The 11529-nt window shown below is 65.9% G+C and carries 9 protein-coding genes and 2 rRNA genes (1 of these 11 running past the window's edge); 8 read left to right on the top strand and 3 right to left on the bottom strand.

Annotation, left to right across the window (positions count from 1 at the left end; all coding sequences use genetic code 11):
- The 5 genes from U6958_RS24530 to U6958_RS24510 form a co-directional block, all read left to right on the top strand.
- Window positions 1-1004, top strand: a 23S ribosomal RNA gene (locus U6958_RS24530); it begins 1872 nt to the left of the window's first position.
- 126 nt (window positions 1005-1130) lie between these two features.
- Window positions 1131-1243, top strand: a 5S ribosomal RNA gene (gene rrf, locus U6958_RS24525).
- A 126-nt stretch (window positions 1244-1369) separates the two neighbouring features.
- Complete coding sequence (locus tag U6958_RS24520; RefSeq protein ID WP_047327088.1) at window positions 1370-2113, top strand: 16S rRNA pseudouridine(516) synthase; 744 nt, start codon at window positions 1370-1372, stop codon at window positions 2111-2113.
- Between the two features lie 19 nt (window positions 2114-2132).
- Complete coding sequence (gene guaD / locus U6958_RS24515; RefSeq protein WP_074924377.1) at window positions 2133-3542, top strand: guanine deaminase; 1410 nt, start codon at window positions 2133-2135, stop codon at window positions 3540-3542.
- Window positions 3543-3588: 46 nt separating this feature from the next.
- Window positions 3589-4962, top strand: coding sequence for a uracil-xanthine permease family protein (locus tag U6958_RS24510; RefSeq protein WP_074924375.1), 1374 nt, complete (start codon window positions 3589-3591; stop codon window positions 4960-4962).
- A 99-nt stretch (window positions 4963-5061) separates the two neighbouring features.
- Here the strand turns inward: U6958_RS24510 and U6958_RS24505 are convergent, their stop codons facing one another.
- The 3 genes from U6958_RS24505 to U6958_RS24495 are packed head-to-tail and all read right to left on the bottom strand — an operon-like array spanning window position 5062 to window position 7751.
- On the bottom strand, window positions 5062-5511 hold the full coding sequence (locus U6958_RS24505) for an RNA-binding S4 domain-containing protein (protein ID WP_074924373.1): 450 nt from the start codon (window positions 5509-5511) through the stop codon (window positions 5062-5064).
- Window positions 5512-5515: 4 nt separating this feature from the next.
- Complete coding sequence (locus tag U6958_RS24500; protein ID WP_016454029.1) at window positions 5516-7003, bottom strand: sensor histidine kinase; 1488 nt, start codon at window positions 7001-7003, stop codon at window positions 5516-5518.
- Window positions 7004-7028: 25 nt separating this feature from the next.
- Entirely contained in the window at window positions 7029-7751 is a 723-nt protein-coding gene (locus tag U6958_RS24495) for a response regulator transcription factor (protein ID WP_016449642.1), read from the bottom strand.
- 100 nt (window positions 7752-7851) lie between these two features.
- On the opposite strand from U6958_RS24495, the gene U6958_RS24490 reads away from it, so the two are divergent.
- The 3 genes from U6958_RS24490 (at window position 7852) to U6958_RS24480 (ending at window position 11111) form a co-directional block, all read left to right on the top strand.
- Window positions 7852-8811 (top strand): tripartite tricarboxylate transporter substrate binding protein, encoded by a 960-nt coding sequence (locus U6958_RS24490; RefSeq protein ID WP_016449641.1) that lies wholly within the window; start codon window positions 7852-7854, stop codon window positions 8809-8811.
- 216 nt (window positions 8812-9027) lie between these two features.
- A complete protein-coding gene (locus U6958_RS24485) occupies window positions 9028-9597 on the top strand; it encodes a tripartite tricarboxylate transporter TctB family protein (RefSeq protein WP_074924371.1) in 570 nt (189 codons plus the stop codon).
- On the top strand, window positions 9597-11111 hold the full coding sequence (locus tag U6958_RS24480; protein ID WP_074924369.1) for a tripartite tricarboxylate transporter permease: 1515 nt from the start codon (window positions 9597-9599) through the stop codon (window positions 11109-11111). Before U6958_RS24485 ends, U6958_RS24480 begins: the two co-directional genes overlap by 1 nt.
- Window positions 11112-11529: the final 418 nt, after the last annotated feature.

Here is an 11529-nt window from a genome sequence, read left to right as displayed (position 1 = left end):
AACGGCGGCCGTAACTATAACGGTCCTAAGGTAGCGAAATTCCTTGTCGGGTAAGTTCCGACCTGCACGAATGGCGTAACGATGGCCACACTGTCTCCTCCAGAGACTCAGCGAAGTTGAAATGTTTGTGATGATGCAATCTCCCCGCGGAAAGACGGAAAGACCCCATGAACCTTTACTGTAGCTTTGTATTGGATTTTGAACGGATCTGTGTAGGATAGGTGGGAGGCTTTGAAGTGAGGACGCTAGTTCTCATGGAGCCGACGTTGAAATACCACCCTGGTGCGTTTGAGGTTCTAACCCAGGTCCCTTATCGGGATCGGGGACAGTGCATGGTAGGCAGTTTGACTGGGGCGGTCTCCTCCCAAAGCGTAACGGAGGAGTTCGAAGGTACGCTAGTTACGGTCGGACATCGTGACGATAGTGCAATGGCATAAGCGTGCTTAACTGCGAGACTGACAAGTCGAGCAGATGCGAAAGCAGGACATAGTGATCCGGTGGTTCTGTATGGAAGGGCCATCGCTCAACGGATAAAAGGTACTCTGGGGATAACAGGCTGATACCGCCCAAGAGTTCATATCGACGGCGGTGTTTGGCACCTCGATGTCGGCTCATCTCATCCTGGGGCTGTAGTCGGTCCCAAGGGTATGGCTGTTCGCCATTTAAAGAGGTACGTGAGCTGGGTTTAAAACGTCGTGAGACAGTTTGGTCCCTATCTTCCGTGGGCGCTGCAGATTTGAGGAAGCCTGCTCCTAGTACGAGAGGACCGGAGTGGACACACCTCTGGTGTATCGGTTGTCACGCCAGTGGCATTGCCGAGTAGCTAAGTGTGGAAGAGATAACCGCTGAAAGCATCTAAGCGGGAAACTCGTTTCAAGATGAGATCTGCCGGGGCCTTGAGCCCCCTGAAGAGTCGTTCAAGACCAGGACGTTGATAGGCTGGGTGTGGAAGCGCAGTAATGCGTTAAGCTAACCAGTACTAATTGCTCGTGAGGCTTGACCCTATAACTTTGATGACGTTGATCATCAAGGTGGTTATGCCAAGTAAGGCGCAGTCAAAATACAAAGCTGATTACAGACTCTATGAATTCGTTGTGTTGCTCGCAAGAGCAGCATGACAACAAGTTATGCCTGATGACCATAGCAAGTTGGTACCACTCCTTCCCATCCCGAACAGGACAGTGAAACGACTTTGCGCCGATGATAGTGCGGGTTCCCGTGTGAAAGTAGGTCATCGTCAGGCTCTTACAGCCCAAGAAACCCCGTAGCCCAAAGCTACGGGGTTTTTTGCTTGTTTGCGCAGAATACCTGTTCCGGCCCTGCGCGATGTGCGTGCGCCATGGTGGGTGCGCCGGCTTGAAAGACCAACATGCAACTGCAAGACATTCTGTATTCCCAAGGCTTCGGTATCCGCCGAGTGTGCTCGGGCCTGGTCCAGCAGGGCTGGGTGGAACTGTGGGACACCGAGGCCAACGACTGGGTGCGTTGCCTCGACTCCACGCAGGACATCGATCCTGAAGGCCTGCGCTATCGCGTACAGGGCGTGGAGTGGGCCTATCACGCGCTGGGCTATGTGCTGCTGCACAAGCCGGCGGGCACGGAGTGCTCGCAAAAGCCTTCAACCTATCCGAGCATTTACTCGCTTTTGCCCATGCCGCTGCGCCAGCGCCCGAACAAGGGTGCCGTGCAGGGCGTGCAGGCCGTGGGCCGGCTGGACCAGGACACGACGGGCCTGCTGCTGCTCAGCGATGACGGCCAGTTCATCCACCGCATGAGTTCGCCCAAGAAGCATGTGCCCAAGGTCTACCGTGTGACCACCAAGCATGCCGTGGATGCGCGGCAGGTGCAGCGCCTGCTGGAGGGCGTGGTGCTTGATGACGACCCCAAGCCCGTCAAGGCGGCTGCCTGCGAGCAGGTGAGCGAGCATGTGCTGGACCTCACGCTGACCGAGGGCAAGTACCACCAGGTCAAGCGCATGATCGCCGCCGTTGGCAACCGCGTCGAAGGCCTGCACCGCTGGAAGATTGGCGAGCTGGAGCTCACCGAGGACCTGCAGCCGGGCCAGTGGCGGTGGTTGACGGCCGAGGACCTGGCCAAGCTCAAGGCCAAGTGAGGCAGGGGGCCGCGTTTCCATGATGAATTGCGCTGACCCTGGCCGGGGCTGGGCCCTGTTGTGCACTGCTTTCGATGCGCCCGTGCCGGATGCGCTGCGCATCCAGCAGGACGTGCTGATCGTGGTGGATGGCCGTGGCATGATCGATGCCGTGCTGGAGCGCGGTGATCCCCGCCGCGCCGCTCTGGAGGCAGCGCATGCGGCAGCGGGCACGCTGAAGCGCCTGCCCGAGGGCCAGTACCTTTTGCCCGGCATGGTGGACCTGCATGTGCATGCGCCGCAGTGGCCGCAAAGCGGCAAGGCCCTGGATGTGCCGCTGGAAACCTGGCTGCAGGAGTACACCTTTCCCCTGGAAGCGCGCTACGGCGATGCCGGCTTTGCCACTTCGGTGTACGACAGCGTGGTGCGTACGCTGCTGGCCAATGGCACGACGACGGCCATGTACTTCGGCACCATCCACGCCGTGGGCAACCAGGTGCTGGCCGAACGCTGCCTGGCCCTGGGCCAGCGCGCCCTGGTCGGCAAGGTGGCCATGGACGAGCCGTCGCAATGCCCCCCGTACTACAAGGACGACAGCGCCGCCGAAGGCATTGCCGAGACGGCGCGCTTCATCGACTGGCTGCGCCAGCATCCGGACAACGCGCAGCAGCGCGTGCTGCCGGTGATCACGCCGCGCTTCATTCCTTCGTGCACCGACGAGCTGCTGCGCGGCCTGGGCGACCTGGCTGGACGCACCGGCGCCCATGTGCAAACCCATTGCTCCGAGAGCGACTGGGCCCACGCCCATGTGCTGGAACGCCAGGGCCGCACCGATGCGCATGCGCTGCATGATTTCGGCCTGCTCACGCGCCGCACGGTCGTGGCCCATGCCAACTTCCTCACGGCCGATGACGTGGCGCTGATGGCGCGCACGGGCGCCTCGGTGGCGCATTGCCCGCTATCCAACTTCTATTTCGCCAACAGCGTTTTCCCCGCGCGCAGCGGCCGCGAGCAGGGCCTGGGCATGGGGCTGGCCACGGACATTTCGGGGGGCTACAGCCCCAGCATGTTCGACGCCTGCCGCCATGCCATGACAGCCTCGCTGGCCTTGCACGAAGGCGTGGATCCGGCGCAGACGGCCGCCCGGCGCGGCAGGGCGGGGCAGGGCGTGCAGGCCCGCATCGACCACGTCTTTGCACTGTGGCTGGCCACGGCGGCGGGTGGCGATGCGCTGGACCTTCCCATTGGCCGCATCGAGCCCGGCCATGCCATGGATGCCCTGGCCGTCGACTGCCTGGCGCCGGACTCCAATGTGCAGATCTGGCCCGAGCAGGACGGCCCGGCCGACATCCTGCAGAAGATCATCCACCATGCCACGCGTGCCAATGTGGCCTGCACCTGGGTGCAGGGCGCGTGCGTGCACCGGCGCCAGGCGGCCAGCCCCGCCTGAAGACCGGCTGCGTTTGCGCACTGGCTGTTCCCGCGTTTTCCGCTCCATGACCGAACCGACCTCCTCCTACGAAGGGCGCCTGATCGCCCGCCCTGACGACCGCGTCACGCTCTCCCAGGCCCTGTTGCTGGGCCTGCAGCATGTGATGGCCATGGACGTGTATGTCGTGCCCTTCATCATTGCCTCGGCCCTGGCGCTGTCGCAGGCCGACGCGGCGTCCATGATCCAGTCCACCTTCCTCGCAGCGGGACTGGGCACGCTGATCCAGACGGCCTGGTGCATGCGCATGCCCGTGGCACAAGGGCCTTCCTACATTCCCCTGGGTGCCATCCTGGCCGTGGCCTTTGGCGCGGGCGGCGGCTTCGGCGGCATGGGAGCGGTCTATGGCGCGCTGATTCCGGGCGCGCTGATCGTCATTGCGCTGGGGGCGCTGGGCTGGTTCCACCGCGTGATCCGCTGGCTGGTGCCGCCCATCGTCGGCGGCACCATCATCCTCGTGGTGGGGCTGTCGCTGCTGCCGATTGCGCTGAGCGCCAACGTGTTCTCTGTCCACGGTGGCATGACGGTCAACCAGTCCATTGCGCTGGCTTCGGTATCGGCGGCGCTGCTGATTGCGGCCATGATGCTGGGCCTGCGCTTCGACAACCGGCTGGGCCGCTGGATGCGCCTGTCGTCGGTGATCATCGCGCTGGCTGGCGGCACGGCCGTCGCCTGGGGCATGGGGCTGTTTGCCTGGCAGCCCATTGCCGATGCGCCCTGGCTCACGCTGCCCAAGCTGGCGGGCATCGACTATCCGCTGCAGTTCTCGCTGCCCGCCGTGCTCACCTTCGTCGTGATCTACCTCGTGGTCATGGCGGAGACCACGGGCACGTGGTTCGCGGTCTCGGCCGTGATCAACCAGCCCATCACCAGCCGCCAGCTGGACCGAGGCGCCGTGGGCGAAGGCCTGAGCTGCAGCGTGGCCGCGCTGATAGGTGCCACGCCGGTCACCGGCTACTCCACCAACGCCGGCGTGATCTCCATCACCGGCGTGGCCAGCCGCATGGTTTTCATTGCAGCCGGCCTGGTGCTGGCCTGTCTGGGCTTCCTGGGCAAGTTCTCCGCACTGATCGCGGCCATTCCCTCGCCCGTGATCGGAGGCATGTTCGCCGTGGTCTGCGTGACCATTGCCATGGCGGGCATCCGCATCCTGCGCCATGTGCGCCTGGACGAGCGTGCCATGCTGGTGGTGGGCGTGCCCATCATCTGCTCCTTCTTTGCCACCCTGGCCCCCAAGGACTGGGTGCAGACCCTGCCGGACATGCTGCAGTACCTGCTGGGCTCGGCCGTGACCGTGGGCGCCATGGCCGCCATGGTGATGAACCTCATCCTGCCGCGCGCGCAGGATGACGACGCCCCGGCCAGGGACCAGATGGTCTGAACGCCGCAGGGCCTGCTTCCCGCAAATCCATGCAAAAAGGCCATGCGCAGTTGTTGCGCATGGCTTTTTTGCTGGAAGAGGCGGGCAGGGCCGTGCGATTCAGCGCCGCTCCAGATCGTCGATGGAGGCGCTCCAGCGGCTGTCCCAGCTGCCGCGCTCGCGCACCTGGTCGATCTGGCGGCGGTCGCGCTTGGTGGGGCGGCCTTCGTGCTGGCTGGCGATGCTGCTGGCGGGCTCCGGAGCCAGCCGGCGCTGCTCTGCCAGCCGTTCGCGCTCGGCCAGGCTTTCGGCGGTTTCCTCGTACAGGGCCTGGGCCACGGGGGCGGGGCCCCGCATGCCTGAGAGGCCGCGGATGACCACGGTGCGCGGGACCTGGCCCTGGCGCAGGGCCACGGTGTCGCCGCAGCGCACCTCGCGCGCGGGCTTGACCAGGGCTCCGTTGACGGTGACGCGGCCCTTGCCGATTTCCTCCGTCGCCAGGCTGCGCGTCTTGTAGAAGCGCGCGCACCACAGCCATTTGTCCAGACGCATGGATTCGATATCGGTCATGGCGTTATTGTGCGCGCGGCGCGGGGTGCTTGCCAGTGGCCGGCTGCAGCGGAATCGCCACGTGCGCATGCAGTCCGCAGACCAGGCCTTGCCGGTAGATGTTGCGAAGCTCGATGGCGCCGCCCAGCGTCTGCACGATCTCGTGGCAGATGGCCAGCCCCAGACCCGAGCCGCTGCGCGCATTGCCGGCCGAAAATGGCTGGAACAGCCTCTGCGCCAGCTCGCTGTCTATGCCCGGCCCGCTGTCGCGCAGGCTGAGCACGGCCTGGCTGCCGGCCTGGTGCACGCTGATGTGCAGGCTGCCGGCCGCAGGCATGTGGCGTATGGCGTTGTGCAGCAGGTTGCGCGTGAGCTCGCGCAGCATCCATTCGTGGGCAGGAACGGGGCAGGGCTCCGTGTCTATGGAAAAGTCGATGTCCTGCTCCGCAATCAGCGGCGACAGTTCGATGGCCACGTCGCGCACCACTTCGTCCAGCAGGCTGGGCGCGGGCGATGCGGGCTCGGCGCTGTCTTCCTGGCGCAACTGCTCGACCTTGGCCAGCGCCAGCATCTGATTGGCCAGGCGCGTGGCGCGGTCCACGGTGGCGCCGATTTCCTCAAAGGCCTGCTCGGCTGGCACATCGCCGCGCTGGGCCGACTGCAGCTGTGCCTTGAGCACGGCCAGCGGCGTGCGCAGCTGGTGCGACGCGTCGCGCACAAAGCGCTTTTGGTCCGACAGCAGCTGGCGCAGCCGCAGCATGAGCTGGTTGATGGCCTCCAGCAGCGGCTGCAACTCGCGCGGTGCTGAGGGTGCCGACAGCGGGCTCAGATCGCCGCGCGGGCGCGATCGCAGGTCGCTGCTGAGCCGGCGCACGGGCTGTGTGGCGCGCTGGACGACGAAGATCACGATCAGCGCCACGGCGGCCACCAGCAGGGCCTGCCGCGCCAGCGTGGTGCGCAGGATCTGCAGGGCCAGCGCTTCACGCAGCTCCAGCGTCTCGGCCACCTGGATCACGGCCATGCCGCGCCCCTTGGCGCTGGCCACGGGCTGCAGCAGCACGGCCATGCGCACGGGCCGGCCCCGGAACTGCGCGTCGTAGAAGTCGACCAGGGCCGCGTAGGGCGGGCGCTGGGGAATGACGCCGTGCCACATGGGCAGCTCGCCAAAGCCCGACACCATTTCCCCCTCCAGCGTGGAGACGCGGTAGAACATGCGGCTCTGGTTGTCGGCCTCGAAGATCTCCAGCGCCGAGTAGGGAACGATGGCATGCAGCTGGGCGGACTCGTCATAGCCCGTCACATCCAGCTGCTCGCTGATGCTCTTGGCCGAGGCCAGCAGCGTGCGGTCATAGGCGGTGTTCAGCGCAGCCAGCGTCTGGTGGTACAGGCTCCAGGTATTGAAGCCAATGAACAGAATGACGGGCACGAGAATGCCCGTCAGCAGCTGGCGGCGCAGCGACCAGGGCTGGCGCGTGCGCGCGGGGGCGGGAAGGGGAAGACCGGGGTCGCGCATGGGCTGCGGTGAGTGGTGGAGTGCCTCAGGCCGACTCGGCCTTGAGCAGATAGCCCAGGCCGCGCAGCGTGACCAGCTGCACGCCCGTGCCCGACAGCTTCTTGCGCAACCGGTAGGCGACGACTTCCACGGCTTCGTACTGCACGTCCGACTCGCCGGGAAACACCAGCGCGAACAGGCGCTCCTTGGCCACGGCATGGCCGGGGCGTGCCAGCAGGGCGTGCATCAGGGCCAGCTCGCGCGGCGTCAGCTCCATGATCTCGCCATCGCGGTGGATGGCGCCGCTGGCCTTGTCGTAGCGCAGCGCACCCATGGCGATGGTCTCGGGCGGCGGCTTGGGCGTGAAGCTGTCGCTGCTGCGGCGCAGCAGGGCGCGCAGCCGGGCCTCCAGCTCGTCGAGGTCGAAGGGCTTGGCCAGGTAGTCGTCGGCACCGGCGTTCAGGCCCAGCACGCGGTCGCCCACGGTGCCGCGCGCGGTCAGGATGAGCACGGGCGTGCGCAGGCCCTGGCCGCGCGCACGCTCCAGCACCTGCAGGCCGTCCAGGCCGGGCAGGCTCAAATCCAGCACCACGGCGTCGGGCTCGCGCACCAGCCACTGCGCCAGGGCCGAGGGGCCGTCGGCCGCCGTCTCCACCTGGATGCCGCGCCGGATCAGCGTGCGCTGCAGCGTGGTGCGCATGGCGTTGTCATCTTCTACGAGCAGCAATTGCATGGGCCGGACGTTAGCACCGGGCGCGATGCAGGCCATCGTGGCGAGAGCGATCTAGGGATTCCCCTAGGGGTTTGGACAGCCATTTGACAGGTAGCGAACCGATCATCGACAGCCTTACAACACAAGGAGTCAAACCATGCGTCGTGATACTTTTCTGAAGTCGCTGGCCGCACTGGCCGCCGCAGGCAGCCTGCCGCTGTCTGCGCAGGCTGCGGCAGCCGTCAAGATGATGCTGCCGGCCAACCCCGGCGGCGGCTGGGACACCACGGGCCGTGCCCTGGGCAAGGCTTTGCAGGACGCTGGTCAGGCTGCTTCCGTCACCTATGACAACAAGGGCGGCGCCGCCGGCGCCATCGGCCTTGCGCAGTTTGTCAACGGCAGCAAGGGCGATCCCAACGCCATGATGGTCATGGGCGCCGTCATGCTGGGCGGCATCATCACGGGCAAGCCGCCCGTGAACCTCACGCAGGCCACGCCGCTGGCCCGCCTGACCAGCGAGTACAACGTCTTCGTGCTGCCCGCCAACTCGCCCTTCAAGAACATGGCCGAGGTGATCGCCCAGCTCAAGAAGGACCCGGGCTCCGTCAAGTGGGGCGGCGGCTCGCGCGGCTCCACCGAGCACATCGCGGCGGCCATGATTGCGCGTGAAGTCGGCGTCGATCCCTCCAAGATCAACTACGTGGCATTCCGTGGAGGCGGCGAGGCCATCTCCGCCATCCTGGGCGGCAACGTCACCGTGGGCGGCAGCGGCTACAGCGAGTTCGCCGAGTACATCGGCACCGGCAAGATGAAGCCCATCGGCGTGACCTCGGGCCAGCGCCTGAAGGGCGTGGACGTGCCCACGCTCAAGGAGCAGGGCATCAACGTGGAGATCGGCAACTGGCGCGGCGTGTACGGCGCGCCCGGCATCACCAAGGCACAGCGCGATGCGCTGGTCGCCATGATCGAGAAGGCCACCAAGAGCAAGGCCTGGGCCGAGGCGCTGCAGAAGAACGACTGGACGCCTGCATGGCTGGCCGGCGATGCCTTCGGCGAGTTCGTGGACCAGGAGTTCGCGAGCCTGCGCGCCACCATGGTCAAGTCCGGCATGGTGTGATCGAGCTGCTGCACCGGTCTCTTGCGGGGTCGGTGCAGCAACAGGCCCGCACTCCTGCGGGCCACGGCAGGCGCCAGTCGCAGCGCCTGCTTCAAGAAGCGGAAGATGCCCGCGCGCCGCGCCAGCGGCTCGCAGGCCCCGGCGGCTTAATTTTTTCCCCACGTCTGCAGCGGTGGCCGGCCCGGTCGCCGGTCCCGCTGCGGCCAGGAACTGACCATGTCCGAGTCCTCACAACCCAATCCACTTGCCACGGATGCCGCCCAGGCCGATGAGCCCAGCGGCTTTCCCTCGGTACGCGCGCAGACCATCGTCGGCTCCGGCGTGCTGCTTGTCGCCGCAGGCCTGGCCTTCGGCGCGCTGCGAATCCCTGGCGATGCCGGCTACGGCGGCGTCGGCCCCAATTTCCTGCCCTGGCTGTGTGCCTTGGTGCTCGCAGTCTGCGGCGCCTGGCTGGTCTGGGAGGCACGCACGGGCGGCTTTCGCGAAGCCTCTTGCGGAGGCGGCCACCCACGAGCCGACATCGGCGCCTTCGTCTGGGTGTCGACGGGCCTGCTGGTCAATGCCGTGCTGATCGGCACCGTGGGCTTCATCGTCAGCTGCACCGTCTGCTACGTGCTGGCCGTGCAGGGCCTGCGCCGTGCCGGCGGCCAGTCCCAGGCGGGCAAGCCCATCACCTGGGCCAAGGACGTGGTCACCGGACTGCTGATCTCGGCGCCTGTGTTCTGGGCCTTCACGCAATTCCTGGCGATCAACCTGCCGGGCCTGACTGAGACGGGGTGGCTGTAATGGAAATCTTTGACGCACTGCTGGCGGGCTTTGCCACCGCCATCACACCGGCCAACCTGCTGTGGGCCCTGGTCGGCTGCGCCCTGGGCACGGCCGTGGGCGTGCTGCCCGGCATCGGACCGGCCGTGGCCGTGGCCATGCTGCTGCCCATCACCGCCAAGGTCGATGTCACCGCCTCGATGATCTTCTTCGCGGGCATCTACTACGGCGCCATGTACGGCGGCTCCACCACCTCCATCCTGCTGAACACTCCCGGGGAGACCGCGAGCATGGTCACGGCCATGGAGGGCAACAAGATGGCCAAGAGCGGCCGCGCGGGCGCCGCGCTGGCCACCTCCGCCATCGGCTCCTTCGTGGCCGGCACCGTGGCCACCGTGGTCGTCACGCTGTTCGCGCCTTCGGTGGCCGACTTCGCCGTCAAGCTGGGCCCGCCCGAGTACTTCATGCTGATGGTGCTGGCGTTCACCACCGTGAGCGCCGTGCTGGGCCAGAGCGCATTGCGCGGCATGACGGCCCTGTTCCTGGGGCTGGCGCTGGGCTGCATCGGCATGGACCAGATCTCGGGCGCTGCGCGCTACACCATGGGCAAGATGGAACTGCTGGACGGCGTGGACATCGTGCTCGTGGCCGTGGGCCTGTTCGCCGTGGCCGAAGTGCTGTACGCCGCCATGTACGAAGGCAAGGTCGTCGATACGCAAAACAAGATGGGCCGCGTGCACATGACCGGCCGTGACTGGAAGCGTTCGTGGCCCGCGTGGCTGCGCGGCACCGTCATCGGCACGCCCTTCGGCTGCATTCCCGCCGGCGGCACCGAGATCCCGACCTTCCTGAGCTATGCCACCGAGAAGAAGCTGGCCAAGGGCGAGGACCGTGCGGAGTTCGGCGCCAAGGGCGCCATCGAAGGCGTGGCCGGCCCAGAGGCGGCCAACAACGCCACCGTGACCGCCGCGCTGATCCCGCTGCTGACCCTGGGCATTCCCACCAGCAACACCACGGCCGTGCTGCTGGGCGCCTTCCAGAACTACGGCATCAACCCCGGCCCGCAGCTGTTCAGCTCGTCCGCGGCCCTGGTCTGGGCGCTGATCGCCTCGCTGTACATCGGCAACCTGATGCTGCTGGTGCTCAACCTGCCCATGGTGGGCCTGTGGGTCAAGCTGCTCAAGATCCCGCGTCCCCAGCTGTACGCCGGCATCCTGATCTTCGCCACCGTGGGTGCCTACGGCATGCGCCAGAGCGCGTTCGACCTGTTCCTGCTGTACGGCATCGGCGTACTGGGCGTGATCATGCGCCGCTTCGACTTCCCCACCGCGCCCGTGGTGGTGGGCATGATCCTGGGCCCCCTGGCCGAGGCGCAGATGCGCAACGCCGTGTCCATCGGCGAAGGCAGCTGGTGGATCTTCCTGCAGCGCCCCATGTCGCTGACGCTGATCATCATCGTGGCCTGCGTGCTCATCGTGCCGCGCGTGCTCAAGCGCCTGCAGCCCAAGCCCTCGCCGCAGGCCACTGCCGGCTGACGCCAACCCGTTGCTAGCCGGCCCGTCGATGCTACGCATGGCGTCCACGGGCCCCTGACAGCCCCTGCCTTTCGAGGCAGGGGCTTTTTTATTGACGCGCCTTGATGCGGATCAGCAGGCGCCTCATGCCCATTGCACCAATGGCATGTGGGAATTATCGATATGGCCGTCCATGGGTGAAGCTTCATTCAATTGCTGATGTATCCAAGATAATTAATCTGCTTACATTTATAGGAAAAGTCTGACGCATAAATCAATTGCGCCATTGCCATTGGCCTGTCTATGATTCGCGCTCATCGAGAGAGGGGAGCCGTCCGCAGGGCGGTTGACACAATGACACGACCATTTGACATCCGCACGCCATGGGGCGAGCCACTGCATTCTCATGAAATGCCTGGCCATCAGGGAATCCGCCACT

Origin of the sequence: Delftia lacustris (genome assembly GCF_040267515.1) — a bacterium.
In the GTDB taxonomy this organism is placed as follows: Bacteria; Pseudomonadota; Gammaproteobacteria; order Burkholderiales; family Burkholderiaceae_C; genus Comamonas; species Comamonas tsuruhatensis.
The sequence above is the reverse complement of the archived record's forward strand: the minus strand, read 5'-3'. Positions and strand labels throughout refer to the sequence as shown.

Coding starts and splice junctions, on each gene's coding strand:
- U6958_RS24485 (WP_074924371.1), top strand. CDS start 9,028: ATGTCCGAGTCCTCACAACCCAATCCACTTGCCACGGATGCCGCCCAG.
- U6958_RS24510 (WP_074924375.1), top strand. CDS start 3,589: ATGACCGAACCGACCTCCTCCTACGAAGGGCGCCTGATCGCCCGCCCT.
- U6958_RS24520 (WP_047327088.1), top strand. CDS start 1,370: ATGCAACTGCAAGACATTCTGTATTCCCAAGGCTTCGGTATCCGCCGA.
- U6958_RS24500 (WP_016454029.1), bottom strand. CDS start 7,003: ATGCGCGACCCCGGTCTTCCCCTTCCCGCCCCCGCGCGCACGCGCCAG.
- U6958_RS24490 (WP_016449641.1), top strand. CDS start 7,852: ATGCGTCGTGATACTTTTCTGAAGTCGCTGGCCGCACTGGCCGCCGCA.
- U6958_RS24495 (WP_016449642.1), bottom strand. CDS start 7,751: ATGGCCTGCATCGCGCCCGGTGCTAACGTCCGGCCCATGCAATTGCTG.
- guaD (WP_074924377.1), top strand. CDS start 2,133: ATGATGAATTGCGCTGACCCTGGCCGGGGCTGGGCCCTGTTGTGCACT.
- U6958_RS24505 (WP_074924373.1), bottom strand. CDS start 5,511: ATGACCGATATCGAATCCATGCGTCTGGACAAATGGCTGTGGTGCGCG.
- U6958_RS24480 (WP_074924369.1), top strand. CDS start 9,597: ATGGAAATCTTTGACGCACTGCTGGCGGGCTTTGCCACCGCCATCACA.